The 19,127-nt window shown below is 70.5% G+C and carries 18 protein-coding genes; 2 read left to right on the plus strand and 16 right to left on the minus strand.

Features of this window, described 5'->3' with window-relative positions; genetic code table 11:
• Positions 1–3: 3 nt before the first annotated feature.
• The 9 genes from QZM15_RS19185 to QZM15_RS19225 all read right to left on the minus strand — a co-directional run bounded on the left by QZM15_RS19185 (position 4) and on the right by QZM15_RS19225 (position 10,249).
• Positions 4–1,005, minus strand: coding sequence for a glycosyltransferase family 2 protein (locus QZM15_RS19185; protein ID WP_059575004.1), 1,002 nt, complete (start codon positions 1,003–1,005; stop codon positions 4–6).
• Positions 1,002–2,747, minus strand: coding sequence for a carbamoyltransferase C-terminal domain-containing protein (locus QZM15_RS19190; RefSeq protein WP_089466123.1), 1,746 nt, complete (start codon positions 2,745–2,747; stop codon positions 1,002–1,004). The genes QZM15_RS19185 and QZM15_RS19190 overlap by 4 nt, the downstream gene beginning before the upstream one ends.
• A 3-nt stretch (positions 2,748–2,750) precedes the next feature.
• On the minus strand, positions 2,751–3,953 hold the full coding sequence (locus tag QZM15_RS19195) for a glycosyltransferase family 9 protein (protein ID WP_060011143.1): 1,203 nt from the start codon (positions 3,951–3,953) through the stop codon (positions 2,751–2,753).
• Positions 3,950–4,561: an HAD-IIIA family hydrolase gene (locus QZM15_RS19200; protein WP_059575000.1), complete on the minus strand. Its 612-nt coding sequence runs from the start codon at positions 4,559–4,561 to the stop codon at positions 3,950–3,952. Before QZM15_RS19200 ends, QZM15_RS19195 begins: the two co-directional genes overlap by 4 nt.
• Positions 4,552–5,301, minus strand: a complete 750-nt coding sequence (locus QZM15_RS19205) for an SDR family oxidoreductase (protein WP_302107047.1) — start codon at positions 5,299–5,301, stop codon at positions 4,552–4,554. The genes QZM15_RS19200 and QZM15_RS19205 overlap by 10 nt, the downstream gene beginning before the upstream one ends.
• Before the next feature lie 239 nt (positions 5,302–5,540).
• Positions 5,541–6,071, minus strand: coding sequence for a hypothetical protein (locus tag QZM15_RS19210; protein ID WP_060967411.1), 531 nt, complete (start codon positions 6,069–6,071; stop codon positions 5,541–5,543).
• Positions 6,010–8,814 (minus strand): ABC transporter transmembrane domain-containing protein, encoded by a 2,805-nt coding sequence (locus QZM15_RS19215; protein WP_226226007.1) that lies wholly within the window; start codon positions 8,812–8,814, stop codon positions 6,010–6,012. The genes QZM15_RS19210 and QZM15_RS19215 overlap by 62 nt, the downstream gene beginning before the upstream one ends.
• Before the next feature lie 48 nt (positions 8,815–8,862).
• Positions 8,863–9,711, minus strand: coding sequence for a BON domain-containing protein (locus QZM15_RS19220; RefSeq protein WP_124657407.1), 849 nt, complete (start codon positions 9,709–9,711; stop codon positions 8,863–8,865).
• A gap of 184 nt (positions 9,712–9,895) precedes the next feature.
• Positions 9,896–10,249, minus strand: coding sequence for a hypothetical protein (locus QZM15_RS19225; protein ID WP_059637110.1), 354 nt, complete (start codon positions 10,247–10,249; stop codon positions 9,896–9,898).
• A gap of 277 nt (positions 10,250–10,526) precedes the next feature.
• Here QZM15_RS19225 and QZM15_RS19230 point away from each other — a divergent pair, with 277 nt between their 5' ends.
• Positions 10,527–12,119, plus strand: a complete 1,593-nt coding sequence (locus QZM15_RS19230; RefSeq protein ID WP_099318417.1) for an ATP-binding protein — start codon at positions 10,527–10,529, stop codon at positions 12,117–12,119.
• A 13-nt stretch (positions 12,120–12,132) separates the two neighbouring features.
• On the opposite strand, the gene QZM15_RS19235 is transcribed toward QZM15_RS19230, so the two are convergent.
• The 4 genes from QZM15_RS19235 to QZM15_RS19250 all read right to left on the minus strand — a co-directional run bounded on the left by QZM15_RS19235 (position 12,133) and on the right by QZM15_RS19250 (position 15,052).
• Positions 12,133–12,456 carry a four-helix bundle copper-binding protein gene (locus QZM15_RS19235; protein ID WP_185716505.1) on the minus strand — a complete coding sequence of 108 codons (324 nt, stop codon included), beginning with the start codon at positions 12,454–12,456 and terminating at the stop codon, positions 12,133–12,135.
• A 44-nt stretch (positions 12,457–12,500) separates the two neighbouring features.
• Complete coding sequence (locus QZM15_RS19240; RefSeq protein WP_302107048.1) at positions 12,501–13,706, minus strand: zinc-dependent alcohol dehydrogenase; 1,206 nt, start codon at positions 13,704–13,706, stop codon at positions 12,501–12,503.
• A gap of 143 nt (positions 13,707–13,849) precedes the next feature.
• Positions 13,850–14,383 (minus strand): hypothetical protein, encoded by a 534-nt coding sequence (locus QZM15_RS19245; protein WP_302107049.1) that lies wholly within the window; start codon positions 14,381–14,383, stop codon positions 13,850–13,852.
• A gap of 30 nt (positions 14,384–14,413) precedes the next feature.
• The gene (locus QZM15_RS19250) at positions 14,414–15,052 is read right to left on the minus strand and encodes a MarC family protein (protein WP_302107050.1); all 639 of its coding nucleotides are present in this window, start codon (positions 15,050–15,052) and stop codon (positions 14,414–14,416) included.
• A 122-nt stretch (positions 15,053–15,174) separates the two neighbouring features.
• On the opposite strand from QZM15_RS19250, the gene QZM15_RS19255 reads away from it, so the two are divergent.
• Positions 15,175–15,393, plus strand: coding sequence for a DUF6566 family protein (locus QZM15_RS19255; protein WP_006481288.1), 219 nt, complete (start codon positions 15,175–15,177; stop codon positions 15,391–15,393).
• A 49-nt stretch (positions 15,394–15,442) separates the two neighbouring features.
• Here the strand turns inward: QZM15_RS19255 and QZM15_RS19260 are convergent, their stop codons facing one another.
• The 3 genes from QZM15_RS19260 to QZM15_RS19270 form a co-directional block, all read right to left on the minus strand.
• On the minus strand, positions 15,443–15,718 hold the full coding sequence (locus QZM15_RS19260) for a DUF5594 family protein (RefSeq protein ID WP_302107051.1): 276 nt from the start codon (positions 15,716–15,718) through the stop codon (positions 15,443–15,445).
• 145 nt (positions 15,719–15,863) lie between these two features.
• On the minus strand, positions 15,864–17,393 hold the full coding sequence (locus QZM15_RS19265; RefSeq protein ID WP_302107052.1) for an FAD-dependent oxidoreductase: 1,530 nt from the start codon (positions 17,391–17,393) through the stop codon (positions 15,864–15,866).
• A 208-nt stretch (positions 17,394–17,601) separates the two neighbouring features.
• Positions 17,602–19,026 (minus strand): PLP-dependent aminotransferase family protein, encoded by a 1,425-nt coding sequence (locus QZM15_RS19270; protein WP_099318414.1) that lies wholly within the window; start codon positions 19,024–19,026, stop codon positions 17,602–17,604.
• Positions 19,027–19,127 lie beyond the last annotated feature (101 nt).

Below are 19,127 nucleotides of genomic sequence, written 5' to 3' on the forward strand. Positions count from 1 at the left end.
ACGTCAAAGGAAAAGCACACGGAAGTGAAGCGCGCCGCGCATGCGCCAGTACAGCGACACGGGCGGAATCGCGATGGAGGTGACGATCATCTCGGCCACATGCGACGGCGTGAGCTGCGTGCCGCGCAATCGCTTCGCGCAGAACCCGGCGGTAATCGCGGCCCACACCGCCGCGCACACGATGGCCGGCGCCGGCCAGCCGGCCGCGAAACAGCCGAGCGCGCCGAGCGCGGCGAGCACGGCCGCGTAGTAATGCCACGGCGGCACGGGCCGGATATGGCGCCGGTAGGTCGCGCGATGCTTCTTGTACAGCAGCGCATCGAAATACACCTTCGACTGCGCGCCGATGCTCGATCCCCAGCGGGCGGGACGCACCGGATGCACGATGCGCGCGGCATCGGCCTCGACGATCGGCCCCGCGTGCTCGCGCAACGCGAACATCAGGTCGGCGTCCTCGCGCCACGCGCGCGTGAAGCGTTCGTCGAAGCCGCCGACGCGTTCGAGCGCCGCGCGCCGCACGAAGCAGTTCGCGGTCGCGAATTCCGCATGGGCGAGCCCCGCCGCGTCACGTTCGTAGTCGGTCGGGCACGGCCGCAACGGCACGTCGATCCGGCCGGCCGCGGCCGCCGCCGACGGCGCGGCCAGCAGCGCGGCCGCGCCGTTGCGCAGCCAGGCTGGATCGGGAATCGTGTCGTCGTCGGTGAACGCGATCAGCGCGCCGTCCGCGCTGCGCCACCCGACGTTGCGCGCGCCGGCCGGCCCCTGCGTGTCGGGCGCCGTCATGTAGCGGATCGCCGGCACGTCGGTCACGCGCGCGCGGCACGCATCGACGACGGCGCGCGCGCTGCCGGCCGGATCGTCGTCCACCACGACGATCTCGTAGGTGGCCGGATCGAACGCCTGCACGCACAGCGCATCGAGGCAGCGTTCGAGCAGATCGGGCCGCCGGTAGGTCGGCACGACGACCGACACGACCGGCGCCACGTGCGTGTCGCGCATGTTCATCTCGGCTTCTCCAGCAGGAACGGGCCGATCACGAGCGCATCGAGCGGCGAGGTCCAGAAGCACTCGATCGCGTCGCGCGGCGAGCACACGATCGGTTCGCCGCGCGTGTTGAACGACGTGTTGACGAGCACCGGCACGCCGGTGAGCGCGTCGAACTCGGTCAGCAGTGCATGCAGCAGCGGATGCTGGGTTTCATCGACGGTCTGCACGCGCGCGGTGCCGTCGATGTGGCGCACCGCCGGAATCTTGTCGGCGCGCTCGGGCAGGACGTCGTACACGAACAGCATGAACGGCGCGCGCAGCGGCGTGCGCCGGCCGCCGCTGAACCAGTGATGCGCGCGGTCCTCGAGCACGACCGGCGCGACCGGCCGGAAATCCTCGCGATCCTTGATCCGATTCAGCTTGCGCTGCATGTCCGGGTCGATCGGCGACGCGAGGATCGACCGTGCGCCGAGCGCGCGCGGGCCGAACTCCATGCGCCCCTGGAACCAGCCGATCACGCGGTTCGCCGCGAGCAGCGCGGCCGTCTGCGCGGCGACGTCGGCGAGCCGGCGGTACGGCAACTGCGCCTCCTTCAGGAACGCCTCGATCGCGTCGTCGTCGTAGGCCGGGCCGAGATACGCGTGATCCATGCGCCAGTCGCCGCGCGCGCCGCGCATCCGGAAGTCGGTCCACAGCGCGGCGCCGAGCGCCGTGCCCGCGTCGCCGGCGGCCGGCTGCACCCACACGTCGTCGAACGGGCCGCGATCGCGGATCCGCGCGTTCATCACGCAGTTCAGCGCGACGCCGCCCGCCATCGCGAGCTGCCGCTCGCCGGTCTCGGCGGCCAGCCAGTCGACCGCCCGCAGCGTCGTCTCCTCGAGCACCAGTTGCAGCGCATGCGCGATGTCGCAGTGATGCGGCTCGATCGGGCCGCCGCGCTCGCGCGGCGCACCGAACAGCGCGGCCAGGTCCGCGTCGACCACTTCATAGCGCCCTTCGCCGCGATACTGCACGAGCTTGCGCATCTCGTCGGCGAACACCGGCTTGCCGTACGACGCGAGCGCCATCACCTTGTATTCGTCGGACGAGTGCAGGAAGCCGAGATAGCGCGTCACGCGCTCGTACAGCAGCCCGAGCGAATGCGGCAGGTTCACCTGCCCGAGCCGCCGGTACGAGCGGCCGTCGAACACGCCGTAGCTCGTCGTCGCGCGCTCGCCGCGCCCGTCCATCGTCATCACCGCGCAGCGCTCGAACGGCGCCGCGAGAAACGCGCTCGCCTCGTGCGCGAGATGGTGCTCGATGAAATGCCAGCGGAACGGCCCGTCGTGCGTGACGCCGCGAAAACGCCGCTGCAGATGATGCGGCGCGCCGCCCGCGAGCTGGCGCGGCGCGTTGACGATCGACGACAGGAACAGCGGATGCCACGGCGACGCGCCGTCCTCGCGCGGCGCATGCGCGGACGGCGACAGCGGCAGGGTCAGCGCCGGCGCCGTGCCTTCGCGATCGAGTTCGAACCACGGGTCGTACGAATACGCGACGTGGTCGACATCCGCGAGCGTGATGCCGGCTTCCGCGAGGCAATAGTCGATCGCGTGGAAAGGCAGCTCCCAGGTCGAGAACGGCACCGGGCGCTTCGCGTGCTTCACGTGCGTGAAGCGTTCGTCCTCGGCCGCCGCGATCACGACGCCGTCGCGCACGATGCACGCGGCGCTGTCGTGGAAGGCGGCGTTGATGCCGAGCGTATGGATCGGGTCTGGCATGCGTCAGTTCCTCGTGATGACGTGCGCGAACGGAATCACGTTCGATGCGTGCGCCGCGGCCGGCTCTTCGCCGTGCACGGCAGCCCGCGCGGCCGCGCGTTGCGCATGGCGCGCGCTGCCGCGCAGCAGCGCATGCACGGCCGCGACCACGTCGTCGACGCTCACGCCGCGCAGGCACGGATGGCCGGGCTGGTCGCACACGCTGCGGTAGCAGTTGCGGCACGGCACATCGACGTTCAGCACACGGTGCGGCACACGCCACGGCGTGTGCTGCGGGTTGGTCAGCGCGTACAGGTCGACCACCGGCGTGCCGAGCGCGGCCGCGAGATGCACGGGGCCGCTGTTGTTCGACAGCAGCAGGTCGGCCGTCTCGATCAGCGCGCCCAGTTCGCCGAGCGGCAGCGCGCCGGCGAGCGGCACGGCGCGCGGCCCCGCCCGTTCGCACACCGTGTCGACCAGCGCGCGTTCGTCCGCGCTGCCCGTCACCGCGATGCCGTCGAACAGCGGCGCGACGGCGGCCGCCGCTTCACCGAACCGCTCGGCCGGCCAGCGCCGCGACGCCGCGCTCGCGCCCGGATGGACGACCAGCCAGCGCGCGCGCCCGGCATCCGGCTCGCGCGCGCCGCCGACGCGCTGCAACGCGGCCTGCAAGCGCGCGTGCACCGCATGCCGCGCCGCGTCGCCGGGCGCGAACGCCATCCGCCAGTCCGACGTCTTCGCGCCGACGGCGCGCACCAGCGCGAGCTGGCGCGCGACCTCGTGGCGCACGTGCGATTCCGGCTCGGTTTCCGGCACGCGATCGGTCAGCAATTCGTAGGGGTTTTCGCGGCAATGCGCGAGCCGCAGCGGAATACCGGCGAGCCAGCACATCATCGCGGCGGGCAACGGGTTCTGGCTGTACACGGTGAAGATCACGGCGGCGTCGAAGCGGCCGGCCAGCAGCCGGTCGATCATGTCGAGATCGGCCACCGGATCGCCGCGCACGTCGGGATGCTTGACCCACGGCGCGTCGTAGCTCCACACGTCGTCGACCATCGGCAGATGCCTGGCGAGCGCGGCGCCCGTGCGCGACGTCAGCAGCGTCAGCCGGCGGTCGCTGCCGCTCTCCTTCAGCGCACGCAACGCGGGCGTGGTCATCAGTACGTCGCCGATGCTGTCGAGCCGCACGCACAGGATGCGGCGGGCGCGGCTCCAGGCCGTGTTCATTGCCGCACCCACGCGCCGTGCCGGCGCACGGCTTCGCGCACGACGATGTCGGCGGCCAGGTCGACGCGATCGACGACGTGGTGCGGCGTGCGCGCCGCGTCGACACGCCATTCCGTCTCGTGGCCGCGGTCGACGAGGATCGTACCGCAGCGCGCGGTGCGGCCGGCTTCGACGTCGTCGAGAATGTCGCCGATCATCCAGCTCCATTCCGGCACGGCGTCGAGCGCGGCCAGCGCGCGGCGCAGCATGCCCGGGCGCGGCTTGCGGCAGATGCACTCGACGCTATAGCGCGGCACGCTGCCCTGCGGGTGATGCGGGCAGTAAAAAAAATCCGCCAGCGTCGCGCCGTTCGCTTCGAACAGTTCGGCGAGACGCTGGCGGACCGCGCCAAGCTCGTTTTCGGTAAAGCGGCCGAGCGCGACGCCCGACTGGTTCGACACGACCGCCAGCGGCATGCCGGTCGCGCCGAGCGTGCGCAGCGCGCGCGCCGCGCCCGGCGCGAGACGCATGCGCGCGGGATCGACGTTGTACGGCACGTCGTCGAGCAGCGTGCCGTCCTTGTCGAGCAGCACCGCGCCGGGCAGCCGCCGTTCGCGCTTCAGGGCCATGACGTCTCCTTCATCGGCAGCACCATCAGCTCCGGCACCACGGTGCCCGGCGGCTGCGTCAGCACGAAGCGCACGGCGGCCGCGACGTGCTCGGGCGGCTGCAGCGTGTCCTCGTCGATGTCCGGAAAGCGGTCGAGCAGGAACGGCGTGCGCATCCCGCCCGCGACGATCGCCGACACGCACACGCCGCTCGGCCGCAGTTCCGCATGCAGCGCGTGCGAGAGCCCGAGCAGCCCCCACTTCGTCGCGTGATACGCGGACGCGTTCGGCCACGCCCGCTTCGACGCGGTCGACGCGATGTTGACGATGTGCCCGTTGCCGCGCGCCTTCATCATCGGCACGGCCGCATGGCACATCAGGTACGGGCCGAACAGGTTCGTCATCAGCACCTGCTGCCATGCGTCGGCGCTCACGTCGTCGATCGGCGCGGTCACGTCGATCGCCGCGTTGTTCACGATCACGTCGAGATCGCCGAGCGACTCGCGCGCATCGTGCATCACCTGCAGCACCGATGCCTCGTCGCGCACGTCGAGCGGCCGGCCTACCGCCTGCCCGCCGTGCCGTTCGAGCCGCTGCGCGACGGCCGCCGCGCGGTCGCCGTCGAGATCGGCGACGACCACATGCGCGCCGTGCCGCGCCAACTCCTCGCAAATGGCTTCGCCGAGGCCGCGGCCGCCCCCGGTCACGAGTGCGGTCCGGCCGGCGAGCGGCGGTCTGGCTGGATCGTGAGTCGCGTTCACCTGCACCTCCTGTCGATGTCGGAAAACAATCCGGCTGACGGCGACACTTGTCGCGACAACCGTCCGTGCATGAGGTACAGCGAAAACCGTGCCGGCCTGCGCACGCATGCGCCACATCGGGCTACTGCATGCGCGCGCTGGCTTTTTTATAACCGGCTGTAAAAACGGGTCCGGGCGCCCGCGCGTGGGCGGCCCGATCTCGGCGTCCCCACCTCGGCGGCCCCACCTAGGCGGCCCCCTCAGATCGCGAGCGCGTCGGGCGTCGCCTGCGCGCGGTGCTTCGCGAGCGCGCGCAGGCAGTGCGCGATGCAGCCCGCGAACGCCTCGTCGAACCACGGCTGCGCGCCCGACACACCCACCACGATGCCGCCGAGCGCGACGCCGCCCCACAGGTTCGTGTCGCCCGCGCGCAGCCGGTACGGCTCCAGCGCCTGCACGACATGCCCGTCGCGGCCCGTTTCCCAGGACAGCCGCGCCTTGGCGCGCGCGTAGGCGCGGTAATCGGCGTCCCAGTCCTTCGGGTCGGGCAGCGAAAACTCATACAGGATCGCGTCCTCGAACGCCGCGTCGCGCGGCCCGAGCGCCGGGTCCATGATCACGATGTGCAGGCAGCCGCTGTCGCCGACGAAATCGCTTTGCAGCGCGGCGGACAAGGTCGGCAACAGCAGCTCGACGGCCGCCACCGCGGCCTGGCGGTCGGCGAACGCACTACCGCCGCGACGCGCCGCGTTCGGGGCTTCGGGTGTCGTCGGATTCAGAAGGTTCGGCATGGATTTCTCCGGAGGAAAACGCGAGCGCACGCAACGCCGCGATCAGGTCGGCCGCTACCGCGGGCTTGGTCAGGTACGCGTGGAAACCGGCTTCGACCGCGCGCGCGCGGTCGTGATCGCGCGCATGGCCGGACAGGGCCAGCGCCTCCAGCGGCGCGCGGCCGTCGCGATCGCGTGCGGCGTCGAGCTGGCGCACGCGCGACATCACCGTGTAGCCGTCCTCCTCGTCGTCGCCGAGGTCGATGTCGCAGACGAGCAGCGCCGGCCAGTCGGCGCGGCGCGCGCGCCACAGGTCGTCCAGCAACGCCTGGCCCGACGCATACGCGCGCACGTCGGCGCCGGCCACCTTCAGCAGCGCGCCGAGCGCGTCGCGCGCCTCGTCGTGGTCGTCCACGCACGCGATGCGCAGGCCGTCGAGCGGCTTCGCCGAGCCCGGCGCACCGGCGCCCGCACGCGGCACGGCGTCGCCGGGTTGTATCGACGCCGGCGCCACCGCGCAGATCGGCAGCGACAGGTGCAGCTTCACGCCGACGTCGTCGCGTTCGCGCACGACGTAGCCGCCGGCGTCCTCGATCGCGTCCTGCAATCGTTCGAGATCGATCAGCGACAGCTCGGTTGCGTCGACGCCCGCGCATGCGATCGTGATCCGCGCTTCCGGATCGTGGCGCCCCGTGCGCACCTCGAGTTGCCCGCCGCGGCTCGCGTCGACCGCACCGCGGCACAGTTCCCACACGAAGCGCCGCAGCGCGGCCGGATCGGCCTCGACGACGAGATCCTCGTCCGACAGATGGCGGAACACCGGCACGCCGCGCTGCGCGGCCGCCTCCGCCAGCGAATCGAGCACCTGCGACACGAGCGGATTGATGCGCACCGGCTGCCGCGCGAACTTCGCCTCCGTGCGTTCGAGCTCGCGCTGCTTCGCCTGCAGCGACCACATCTGCGCATACACGCCGCCGCTTTCGAGCAGTTCGTCGTGGGTGCCGTGCTCGACGAGCCGGCCGTGCTCCATCACGAGGATGCGATCGGCATCGACGATCGTCGACAGCCGGTGCGCGATGATGAGGCTCGTGCGATGCCGCGCGACGCGCATCAGCTCCTGCTGGATCGCGCGCTCCGAGCGCGTGTCGAGCGCCGACGTCGCCTCGTCGAACACGACGATCGGCGGCGCCTTCAGCAACGCGCGCGCGATCGCGACCCGCTGCCGCTCGCCGCCCGACAGCCGCACGCCGCGCTCGCCAACGCGCGTGTCGTACGCATCGGGCAGCCGCTCGATGAACGCGTCGAGCTGCGCGCCGCGCGCGGCCGCGATCACTTCGCCACGGGTCGCGTCGCGCTTGCCGTACGCGATGTTGTACGCGAGCGTGTCGTTGAACAGGATGGTGTCCTGCGGGACGATGCCGAGCGCATCGCGCAGGCTGCGCTCGGTGACGAGCCGCAAGTCCTGGCCGTCGATGCGGATCGTGCCCGCATCGGGCTGATACAGCCGGAACAGCAGCCGCGCGAGCGTCGACTTGCCCGAGCCGCTGCCGCCGACCACGGCGACCGTCTGCCCGGGCTCGATGCGGAACGACACGTCGGACAGGATCTGCCGGCTCGGCTCGTAGCCGAAATCGACGTGCTCGAACTCGATCGCGCCGCCGCGCACCACGAGCGGCTGCGCGCCGGGCGCATCGCCGTCCTCGCCCGGCTTGCCGCGCGCGTCGAGCAGCCCGAACAGCCGCTCGATGTTCGTCATCGCGTCGTTCGCCTCCCGGAACACGAAGCCGAGCGCATTCAGCGGCAGGCTGATCTGGATGATGTACGCGTTGATCAGCACCAGATCGCCGACCGTCAGCGCACCGCGCGCGACCTGCTGGCCCGCGAGCAGCATCACGGCCGCGATCCCCGCGCCGATGCACGCGCTCTGCCCGATATGCAGCGTCGACAGCGCGTACTGGTTGTCCACGCCGGCTTCGCGCCACGCGTCGAGCACGCGGTCGAGCCGGTCGCGCTCGACGTCCTCGCGCGCGAAGTACTTGACCGTGTCGACGTTCAGCAGGCTGTCGACCACGCGGGAATTCGACTCGGCTTCCAGCGCATTCACGCGCCGCTGGTAACGCATGCGGCGGCGCGTGAATACGACCGTATACGCGGCATAGACGGCGAACGTGACGAAAATGATCGCGGTAAAGCCGCCGCCGTACTTGCTGATCACGATCACGAGCACCGAGCCGATCTCGATGGCCGTCGGCACGACCGTAAACACCGCGACGCCGAGCAGATAACCGATGCCGGCCGTGCCTTTCTCGAGATCGCGCACGACCGCGCCCGTCTCGCGCCGCGCATGAAAGCGCGCGCCGAGCCGGTGCAGGTGGCCGAACGTGCGCACGGTAAACGACGCGACCGTATGCTGCGTGACCTGCACGAACGTCATGTCGCGCACTTCGTTCAGCGCGTTCGACGCGAAGCGCACCACCGCGTAGGCGAACAGCAGCAGCACCGGCCACGCGACGGGCTGGGCGGCCGCGCGGCCGAAACCGTCCACGATGTCCTTGAGCAGCAGCGGCACCGAGACGGCCGCCGCTTTCGCGAGCACCAGCAGGACGACCGCCGCCACCACGCGCGCACGGTAACGCCAGATCGCGCGCCAGAGTTCGACGGCGATCCTGAGCCTCAGGCCACGCTCGTCCCGGCGCTGCCGGCGCTCGCGGCCCGCGGCCGCATCACGGTCCTTGATTGGCGTCTCGTCGATTCCGGTCGTCATGCAGGCATTGCTCGCGGTCGGGGGGCGCGCCGTTTCACGCACGGGCAGTCAGTGGCGCGGTTCGCGCTCCCGGCCGCCGACGACGGTGCCGGGCTCGGGATCACGCGCGGCGGGCTGCGTGGGCGTGACGGTCCGCTGGTGCGGATGCAGCACCATGCCCGTATCGTGTTCGCCTTCGCGGCGCACGCGCACGCGATTCTCGACGTCGCGCACGCCGAGGCAGCCGTCGGCCAGATCCTCGATGCCGTGCTTCATCCAGCGTACCGGCACCGTGCCGTCCAGCTCGACGCGACCGTCGGTTACCTGCACGGTGACGTCGCTCACGTCGATCTCCAGTGCATGCGCGAGCCGCTCGCATACGTCCTCGCGAATCCGCTCGTCCGAGCGCGTGTAGCCTTTCGGCCCGCGGCGACGGCGCAGCGCATCGCGTTCGGCATCCCCGCCGAAACGCGACAGATCGGGGGCGCCGCCGTAGCGCGGGTCGCCGCCATCGCGCTCGCCGCCGTACCCGCTCATCCGGTGCTGGTCGCGCCATTCCGGGCGCTCGCCGCCATAGCGGCCTTCACGGCCCTCCACGCGGCGGCCCGGTTCGCCGTAGCCGCGCTCGGCGTCCCGCGCCAGCGGGCGCGCGCCGCCCTGCCGGTCCGCGTCGGCCGCGCCGCGCCGCTGCTCGGCCGGCCGCGCCGCGCGCTCGGTCCATTCGCTGCCCCAGTCTTCCGGGCCCACGTCCTCGCTCGCGAAGCGGCGGTAAGCCGATTCGTCGTCCTCTTCCGGCCATCGTGCCGGATCGTCCGGGATGCCGCGCTCGCCAGCGCCCCGGTACGCGCGCTCGTCGCGCGCGTGCCAGTCGGGCGGGCCGCCACGCTCGCCGTACCGTCCGGGATATCGTCGTTGCATCGTGTCTCTCCTTGATCGCCTGCGCCGCGCACGGCGCCAAGCCGCGTCGCCGCGCGCGTCGGTCGGGGCGACGCAAATCGCGTGCCGGCGTGGTTGCCGGACCGCGATCGTTGCGCGTCGCAGCGCGGGGACACCGTCATGCGCCCCAATCTGCAACGCGATTGCAGTTTTTGCGCGCCGGGCGTCACGGCACGTCGTCCGGGTCGTCCGATTCGTCGATGCGGCCGGGCTCGCTCAACCGCTCGGTGCGGTCCGGCTCGATGTCGGCGCCTTCCTCGAGCGTCGAGTCGCCGTCCGCCGACGCACGCTCGCCGGTGCCCGCGCGGTCCGTGTCGGTGTCGAGCGACGCGTCGCCGCGTTCGAGCGCGTGGTCGTCCAGCGGCGAATCGACGTCGAACGGATGGCGCCGCGCGCCCGCCGTGTCGCTGCCGCTGTCGGACGAGTCGCTCGGGCCGAGCGCGCGGCCGTCGCGGCCGCGGCTGGCGTTGTCGTCATCCGGGCCGGCCGGTTCGTTGTCGGGATTCAGCGTGCTGTTCATGTCGGCCTCCTTGCCTGGCTTGCCGCCGGGCGACCGGCCGGATGGCCGCCGCCCGGCAGGCGTACTGCCCCGGTCGTGCAATCGGCATGCCGCGCCGGCCGCTGGCGCCCCGCCGTCGCCGGCACGCTGCACGGCACGGCCGATGCGCACCCATTGATCAGCTGAATCGAGTTCCTTTATTCTTTCGGACGTGCCAATCGACCGTATGGCCGCCACGGGCTTGCCCGGCGGCGGTCAGGCGGCGTGCGGCCCACCGCGTTTCCGACCTGCTGCCCCGATGAAGAAAGACGACGCCGATCTTCACCCGCATCCACCGCCCGCCAGCTCGCCCGGCGCGCGGGACCTGCTGCATCGCTTCGCCGAATTCCGGTTCCAGACCGTGGTGGAGTCGATCACCGACTACGCGGTGTTCATGCTCGACCCGCACGGCAACGTCGCGACCTGGAACGCCGGTGCTGAGCGCATCAAGGGCTACCGTGCCGCCGAGATCGTCGGCCACCATTTCTCGCGTTTCTACCCGGCCGACGCGGTCGCGGCGGGCCGGCCGGCGCACGGGCTAGCGCGGGCCGCCGCGCAGGGCCACTTCGAGGACGAAGGCTGGCGCGTGCGCAAGGACGGCACGCAGTTCTGGGCGAGCGTGACGATCACGCCGGTGTACGACGCGACGCATGCGCTGTGCGGCTTCATCAAGATCACGCGCGACATGACCGAGCGCAAGCGGCTCGAGGAGCTCGAAGCGTCGACCCACCGGCTCAGCGTGTTCATCGCGATGCTCGCGCACGAGCTGCGCAATCATCTCGCGCCGCTGCGCAATTCGGTCGGCGTGCTGCAGAGCCTGCCCGATCCGCCGCCCATGCTCGCGCAGTGCCGCGATGCCGTACACCGCCAGGTCGGGCAACTGACGCGGCTCGTCGACGATCTGCTCGACGTCGGGCGCATCACGGCCGGCAAGGTCGAACTCGACGATCGCCCCACCACCGTGCGGGACATCGTGTGCCGCGGCGTCGAGAGCGTCCAGCCGAAACTGGCCGCGCGCGGACAGTGGATTCGCGTCGACCTGCCGGACGATTCCGTGGTGCTGCACGGCGACGACGCACGGCTCGTCCAGGTGTTGCACAACCTGCTCGACAACGCGTCGAAATTCTCGCCGCACGGCGGCCGGATCGACGTCGTCGCGCGTATCGAAGGGCCGTCGGTCGCGATCCGCGTCGTCGATCACGGCGTGGGCATCGCCCCCGGCGCGCTCGAAACGATTTTCGATCTATTCGAACAGGAAGGCGCGACGGGCCGCTCCCCGTCCGGCGGTTTCGGGCTCGGTCTCGCGATCTGCCGGTCGTTCGTCGAACTGCACGGCGGGCGGATCGTCGCGGAGAGCGACGGTCCCGGCCACGGCGCGACGTTCACGGTATGGCTGCCGATCGCGCAGGTGGCCCGCGGCGGGCACGCCGCCGCGCCCGGGCCTGCCGCGCCCGCGCAGCCGGCCGTCGAGCCGCTGCGCATCGTCGTCGTCGACGACAACCGCGACTCGGCCGATACGCTCGCGGTGCTGCTGCAACTGAAAGGGCACGCGCCGCGCGTCGCATACAACGGGAACGAAGCGCTCGCGCTCGCCCGCGACTATGCACCGCACCTGATGATTCTCGACCTGACGATGCCGGACGTCGACGGCTTCACGCTGCTGCGCGAACTGCGCGCGATCGACGCGCTGCGCGACACGACCTGCGTCGCGCTGTCCGGCCATGCGCGCGCATCCGATCTCGAGCGTACCGAAAGCGCGGGCTTCGACGACCATCTCGTGAAGCCCGTCGAGATGGCCGTCCTCGACGCGCTGCTGCAGCGCGTCGCGCGCGAGGTTCAGGGCACGCCGTAGCGCCTGTTCACGCTCAGGCCATCGCGCGGCACATCGCCGCGCACGCCTCGCATGCGAGCGCACAGCGGCGGCAATGCTCGTGCGCATGCCGCGAACACTCGGCCGCACACAGATCGCACGCGTGCGCGCACAGCGCGCAAATGCGCGGGGCGAGCCCGCTGCGGCGCGCCATCGCGCCCGACGCGAAGCGGCACAGCTGCGCGCATTCGATGTCGAGCGCGATGCACGTGGCCAACGCGTGCACGTCGCGCTCCGCGAGGCAGGCGGCCGCACAGGTGTCGCATGCGTGCGCGCAGGCGTCGCACGCGGCCATGCAGTTGTCGTACTGATCGTTCATAGCAGTGCTCCCGGTTTCGGTTTGCATCGTTTCGGTTCCTGTCGTCACGGCGTCAGCTTCACCTTCATCCAGCCCGGCTCGCGCACGTCGAACGCGCGATACGCATCGATCGCGTTCGTCAGCGGCTCGCTGCGCGTGAGCACCGACAGCGGGTCGAACGCACCGCTGCGCACGAGTTCGACGAGCGGCGGCGTGACCGTCCGGTGATTGCAGTTGCCCATCTTGATCGTGAGGTTGCGGTTCATCGCCTCGCCGATCGGAAACACGCGTGCGGCCGGCGGATACACGCCGATCACCGAGACCGTGCCGGCCTTCGCGACCGCGCGCACCGCCCATTGCAGCACCTGCGACGGCCCGTCGCCCGGCACCCAGTTGCGGCCGTCCGGCTTGCGGTGCGGCGCGATGGCGTCGACTTCCGCATCGAACGCGCGCGCGGCGTCGCGATCGGCCGCGGCCGGCCCGTGCGTCGCGCGCATCGCGTCGACGCCCACCGCGTCGATCACGCGATCGACGCCGATCCCGCCCGTCAGCCGTAATATCGTGTCCACCGGATCGTCCTCGGAAAAATCGACGATCTCGGCGCCCTGCGCGCATGCCATCTCGAGCCGCGACGCGATGCGGTCGACCGCGATCACGCGCCCCGCGCCCATCAGCTTCGCGCTCGCGATCGCGAACTGGCCGACCGGCCCCGCGCCGAACACGGCGACCGTATCGCCCGGCTTCACTTCCGCGAGCTGCGCGCCGAAATAGCCGGTCGGGAAAATGTCCGACATCAGGATCGCGCGATCGTCGTCGATCGCATCGGGCAGCCGGATCAGGCTGGCGTGCGCAAGCGGCGTGCGCGCATATTCGGCCTGCAGCCCGTCGAACGGGCCCGTATCGGCCGGCCCGCCGAAGAACGCGGTGCCCGCACGCGGCCCGCCCGGGTTCGCGACGTCGCACTGCGCGGTGTAGCCCGCGCGGCAGTACGCGCAACTGCCGCACGCGATCGTCGACGGAATCAGCACGCGATCGCCGCGCCGCAGGTTGCGCACGTCTCGCCCGACCGCCTCGACGATGCCGACACCTTCATGGCCGAGAATCGTGCCCGGCTTCATTCCGCCGAGCGTGCCGCGCACCATGTGCAGATCGGTGCCGCAGATCGCGCTGGCCGTCAGGCGCACGACCGCGTCGGTCGCCTCGGAGACTTCCGGATCGGGCACCGTGTCGATGCGAATGTCGCCGATGCCGTGAAATACGACTGCTTTCATGTCAGGCCCTCCTTGTCGAAAGCGGTAACGGTGAATGTGACCGTCGAGCCGATCGAGCAAGGGGTGCGCCTGTGCAGCGCGTGCGGCGCCGTGATGCGCGGAGCGGAAGCGCTTCGGTTTCGGGGAGGGATCGCGCCTGCGCGTCAGTCCGTCGGTGGGCTGTTGCCGCTGTTGCCGCTGTTGCCGCTGTTGCCGCTGTTGCCGCTGTTGCCGCTGTTGCCGCTGTTGCCGCTGTTGACGTCACGCGCGTTCGAGATCGCTTCGACGAGCTTCAGTTCGTCGTCGATCGACAGCGTCGTGTCGGTCACGTCGCCGCCCAGCGGCGCGAGCGCCGCGCTCAGCGCGTCGATGTCGAGCTGCGTCGCGGCCAGCCCGAGCGACACGGTGCCGGGGCGCGCCTTGCGCGCGACCCGATCGGTCAGCGCATCGTCCACCGGCCGCTCGCGCCACGCGTCGAGCGACGATTCGATGTGCGCGACCACGCTGTCGAGCAGCGATCCGGGCGACACGCGGCCCGCGTCGATTGCATGCGTGCGCAACTGTCCGTCGTTCGAGCACTCGACGATCACGACACCCGACAGCGCGACGACGTGCCGGTCGCGCAACGTGCCGAGTTCGGCCAGCGCGCGACGGGCCGCGTCGAGATCGGGATAGGACAACACGATCAGCGTGTTCATCGGCGACTCCATGCAATCGGATGGGCGTGCTCAGTGCGGCAGCCCGAACGCAGCCTTCAGGCTCGCGACGATCATCTGCATCGCGATGGCCGCGAGAATCATCCCCATCAGGCGCTGCGTGAGGGCCGTCACGCGCGGCGACAGGTAATGGCCGATCACCGGCGCCGACAGCAGCGACACGGCCAGCAGCACGAGAAACGCGCCGAGCCCGAGCGCGAACGCGAGTTCCTGCCCGGTCGCGACGGCACCGTGCCCGAGCACGATCATCGTCGCGATCGTGCCGGGGCCCACCAGCAACGGGATCGTCAACGGGTAGATCGCGACGCTTTCGGCGGCCGTCGGATCGGCGCCTTCGTCGCTGCCCGTCGCATGCTGGCGGCTCGGCGCACCATGCAGCATCGACAGCGCGATCAGCAGCACCAGCAGCCCGCCCGCGAGGCGGAAATCGTCGATCGTCAAACCGAACACGCGCAGGATCGCGCCGCCCGCGACGGCCGACACGATGCAGCCGACCGTCACGCCGATCGCGGCCGTGAGCGCGACCTTGCGGCGCACGCCGTCCGCCGCGCCTTCGGTCAGCGACAGGAACACCGGGATGTTCGCGATCGGGTTCATGATCGCGAACAGCGCCGCGAACACCTTGACGGAAAAGGTCAGGTCGAAGGCCACAGGGTCGCTCCCGTCTCGCGCGGCAAGTGAAACGCCCACGCCGGTTCGTTTTCGATGCGCGGCGCACGCCATGCTGATACGATCCACGCACGACGTTCGATCACGACGGAGGGCCCCGATCGATGCAAGCCACCGACACTTTCATGGGTCACGAGATTCGCGTCGACGCGACGCGCAACGCGAACGGCGCGTGGGTCGCGCAGGTGCGGATCTTCCGCGACGGCGCGCCCGTCGATCTGCCCGCGCCCGAACTCGTCACGCCCGAATGGCTGACATGCGACGAAGCGCTGCGCGGCGGTATCGACCAGGGGCGCGTGATAATCAGGACGCGCGACCGGTAACCGCACTCGGCTCATCCGCGCAGCGTCGGCCGGCATCGCACGATGCAGGTCACGCATCGAAATCGAGGTCGCCGATCAGGATCTCGCGATCGCGCTGCGTCCGGGTGCTGAAATCGACCGGCAACTCCATCTGCCAGCGCTCGATCGTGACCGGCAGCGCCGCGAGATAGCGATCGAAGCGGCTGTGATCGGGCTCGGCCAGCAGACCGGCGATCGCGTCGTCGCGCCACGCGAGCCGCGCGTTCAGCCGGTTCGGCAGGCCGACCGTCGACGTGAGGCCGATCACGTCGACACAGGTCGGGCTGCCCTGCCCGTCGTGCGGCACGAACGTCGACCTTCACTTCGCCGGGTTGATACAGGCCACGCAGGCGCGTTGCGATACGCGGCGCAAACTCGGTTTCGAAACGGGCACGAACGTCGGGGTTCATTTCGCCTCCATTCAAGGTTCGGCGTGCATCGTCATGCTGCTTTCATGCGGAAGCCATCTGCCGCTCGAGCGCTGCTTCGGCCTTCAGGTTGTCGAGATCGCGGGCTATCGTCGCGACCGCGAGCCGCGTGTTGCCGCGCCAGTACGCGATCGAGCAGTCGTGCGCGCCGAGGTCGCCGTCGATCTCGACGCGATCCCATTGCGCCGCATGCCCGACATAGCGGATCGTCACGTCGTAATGCTGGCTCCAGAAAAACGGCACCGCGTCGAACGGCCGCTGCTGGCCGAGCATGTTGCGCGCGGCGACGATGCCTTGCCGCTCGGCGACGACCCAGTGCTCGACGCGAATCCGCTCGCCCGTCAGCGGATCGGGCCAGCGCGCGATATCGCCGGCCGCATGGATGCCCGGCGCGCTCGTCTGCAGGAAGCGGTCGACCGTGACGCCGCGTTCGACGGCGAGCCCCGCGTCCTGCGCGAGTTCGACGTTCGGATGCACGCCGATGCCGACCAGTACGACGTCGGCCGGCAGCACGTCGCCGTTCGACAGCGTCACGCTGTCCGGCCCGATCCGCGCGGGCGTCGCGCCGAGATGGAATACGACGCCGTGCGCTTCGTGCAGCGCCTTGATCGTGTCGCCGAGCGCATCGCCGAGCACGCGGCCCATCGGATGCGGATCGGGCGCGACCACATGCACGTCGAGCCCGCGCGTGCGCAACGCGGCGGCCGCTTCGAGCCCGATGAAGCTCGCGCCGACCACCACGCAGCGGCGCGCCGTTTTCAGCGTGCGGATCAGCGCATCGCAATCGGCGCGCGAGCGCAACATACACACGTGCGGCAGATCGGCGCCGGGCACGTTCAGCCGGTTCGGTTCGGCGCCCGTGGCAAGCAGCAGCGCGCCGTACTCGATACGGCTGCCGTCGGCGAGCTCGACCGCGCGTTGCGCCGGATCGATGCGCGCGACCCGCGTGTTGCAGCGCACGTCGATGCGCTGGTCGGTATAGAACGACGGCGCGCGCAACGGCAGCCAGTCGGCCTGCGCCGTGCCCGCGAGGTAATCCTTCGACAGATTCGGCCGGTCGTACGGCGGATCGGCATCGGCGCTCAGCAGCGTGATCGCATGCGGATAGCCTTCCTGCCGCAGCGTCACGGCCGCCGCGATCGCAGCGGCGCCGCCGCCGACGATCACGACCGACGCGGGCAGCCCGCTCGTCTTCAACGCAGGCGGCACGGCGGCCGGCCGCGCATCGAGTACGACCGCGCGACCGTCGCGCCGCTCGACGCGCCAGCACGGCAGCCCGTCGAGCGCCGGCGCGCGCTCCATCTCGCCGGTGCGCAGGCAGAACGCCGCGTGATGCCACGGACAGCGAATCGTGTCGCCGACCAGCAGCCCCTCGGCCAGCGGGCCGCCATAGTGCGGGCATTGCGCGCCCACCGCGAACAGTTCGTCGCCGCGGCGCACGAGCAGCACCGCCGCGTCGCCGACATGGCCCTCGATCATCGCGCCGTCGGCGAGATCGTCGAGCGCGATCCCTTGGGTGAGATCGGGCGAGGACGCAGCATCGCTTCCAGTCATGACGTGGCTCCCGGAAAGTCAGGTGACGATCCCATTATCGGCATTCGTCCTGAAAAGAAACAGGTACAGACGCCCCGCAGCGCACGCAAACGCGGACTGTAGCTTGCACGCGCTCCATGACCGGCGTGGAACGTGGTCGACGTTGCGGCGCAACACGCCGGCCGCGCTGCGACGGGGCGCGCAAGCCGCGCCGCACGCCGCGGCGCGCTCAGTCGATGCACGATGCGACTAGCTTGCCGACGACGACAACCGCCTGCTCGATCTCCTGCGACCACGGGCTGCTGTAGTTCAGGCGGATGAAGTTCCGGTAGTTGTCCGTGATCGAGAACATGTAGCCGGGCCCGATCGTGATCCCCTGCTCCAGCGCGAGCTGGTACAGCCGCATCGCATCGACCTGCGCGGGCAGCTCGACCCACAGCACGTACCCGCCCGCCGGGCTCGAAATGCGCGTGCCCTCCGGAAAGAACCGCGACACCATCGCGCGCATCAGGTTCGCCTGCTGCGCATACGCCTTCCGGATCCGCCGCAGGTGATGCTCGTAGCCGTCGCGTTCGAGAAACTCCGCGATCGCCAGTTGCGGCAACGACGGCGTCGCCAGCGTATTCAGGAACTTCAGCTTCTCGACCTGTTCGCGATAGCGACCCGGCAGCGCCCAGCCGATCCGGTACGCGGCCGTCAGGCTCTTCGAGAACGACGAACAGTGCAGCACGATGCCATGGCGGTCGAACGACTTCAGCATGCTCGGATGCGTGTTGCCGAAATACAGTTCGTTGTACACGCCGTTCTCGATGATCGGCAGGTCGGCCTTCGTTGCGAACTCGACCAGTTCGCGCTTGCGCTCGTCCGGCATCTGAAAGCCCAGCGGGTTCTGGAAATTCGGCATCACCATGCACGCGGCGATCGGCTGCGACTTCGCGATCGCGGCCAGCGCCGCGATGTCGATCCCGTATTCCGGATGCGTGGCCACCTCGATCGCCTTCATCCCCATCCGCTCGATCGCGTGCAGCATCGCGTAGAACGTCGGCGACTCCACCGCGATCGTGTCGCCCGGCTTCGCCACCGCCTGCAGGCACAGGTTGATCGCCTCCGTCGCGCCGACCGTCACGATGATCTCGTTCGGGTCCACCGACATCCCGTTTTCCAGGTAGCGGCGTGCGATCTGCCGGATCAGCCGCGGATGGCCCGGCGGCAGCCCGTCGGTCACGCCCCACAGCGACTTGTCGCGGCCGGCCGCGTACGCATAGCGGTTCAGCTTCTCGAACGGGAACAAGCTCGGGTCCGGATACGGCGAACCCAGCGGCACCGCGTCGTCCGTGCCGATCGAGCGCAGCGTGGACAGCACGAGCCGGCTCACGTCGACCGACGACGAGATCGCGATCGGCTTCGACGGCCGCAGCTCGCGCACCGGCGCATGGCCGTCGTCGCGCCGCAGGTTCACGAAATAGCCGGACTGCGGACGGCTTTCGAGCAGCCCGCGGCTTTCCAGCAGCAGATACGCATGCAGCACGGTCGTGATGCTGATCCGGTGCTGCTGGCTCGCCTGCCGCACCGACGGCACGCGATCGCCGTGCCGATATACCCCTTGCCGAATGAGTCGCTCTACGTCGTTCGCAAATTTCTCGTAGAGCTTCATCCGCCTCGCCCCGCGAGCGATGAACCGGCCTGCGCGGCATGGACGGCACGGCCGCGCCGACGCACGAAGCCGGATAGCCGTCGCCGGGTGCGGGTGTCCCG

Source organism: Burkholderia sp. AU44665, from assembly GCF_030504405.1.
Classification (GTDB): domain Bacteria; phylum Pseudomonadota; class Gammaproteobacteria; order Burkholderiales; family Burkholderiaceae; genus Burkholderia; species Burkholderia semiarida.

What these genes read in the sequence shown, in the direction of transcription:
- QZM15_RS19185 (WP_059575004.1), bottom strand. Translation starts at nt 1,005, where the DNA reads ATGAACATGCGCGACACGCACGTGGCGCCGGTCGTGTCGGTCGTCGTG.
- QZM15_RS19190 (WP_089466123.1), bottom strand. Translation starts at nt 2,747, where the DNA reads ATGCCAGACCCGATCCATACGCTCGGCATCAACGCCGCCTTCCACGAC.
- QZM15_RS19195 (WP_060011143.1), bottom strand. Translation starts at nt 3,953, where the DNA reads ATGAACACGGCCTGGAGCCGCGCCCGCCGCATCCTGTGCGTGCGGCTC.
- QZM15_RS19200 (WP_059575000.1), bottom strand. Translation starts at nt 4,561, where the DNA reads ATGGCCCTGAAGCGCGAACGGCGGCTGCCCGGCGCGGTGCTGCTCGAC.
- QZM15_RS19210 (WP_060967411.1), bottom strand. Translation starts at nt 6,071, where the DNA reads ATGCCGAACCTTCTGAATCCGACGACACCCGAAGCCCCGAACGCGGCG.
- QZM15_RS19215 (WP_226226007.1), bottom strand. Translation starts at nt 8,814, where the DNA reads ATGACGACCGGAATCGACGAGACGCCAATCAAGGACCGTGATGCGGCC.
- QZM15_RS19220 (WP_124657407.1), bottom strand. Translation starts at nt 9,711, where the DNA reads ATGCAACGACGATATCCCGGACGGTACGGCGAGCGTGGCGGCCCGCCC.
- QZM15_RS19225 (WP_059637110.1), bottom strand. Translation starts at nt 10,249, where the DNA reads ATGAACAGCACGCTGAATCCCGACAACGAACCGGCCGGCCCGGATGAC.
- QZM15_RS19230 (WP_099318417.1), top strand. Translation starts at nt 10,527, where the DNA reads ATGAAGAAAGACGACGCCGATCTTCACCCGCATCCACCGCCCGCCAGC.
- QZM15_RS19235 (WP_185716505.1), bottom strand. Translation starts at nt 12,456, where the DNA reads ATGAACGATCAGTACGACAACTGCATGGCCGCGTGCGACGCCTGCGCG.
- QZM15_RS19240 (WP_302107048.1), bottom strand. Translation starts at nt 13,706, where the DNA reads ATGAAAGCAGTCGTATTTCACGGCATCGGCGACATTCGCATCGACACG.
- QZM15_RS19245 (WP_302107049.1), bottom strand. Translation starts at nt 14,383, where the DNA reads ATGAACACGCTGATCGTGTTGTCCTATCCCGATCTCGACGCGGCCCGT.
- QZM15_RS19255 (WP_006481288.1), top strand. Translation starts at nt 15,175, where the DNA reads ATGCAAGCCACCGACACTTTCATGGGTCACGAGATTCGCGTCGACGCG.
- QZM15_RS19265 (WP_302107052.1), bottom strand. Translation starts at nt 17,393, where the DNA reads ATGACTGGAAGCGATGCTGCGTCCTCGCCCGATCTCACCCAAGGGATC.
- QZM15_RS19270 (WP_099318414.1), bottom strand. Translation starts at nt 19,026, where the DNA reads ATGAAGCTCTACGAGAAATTTGCGAACGACGTAGAGCGACTCATTCGG.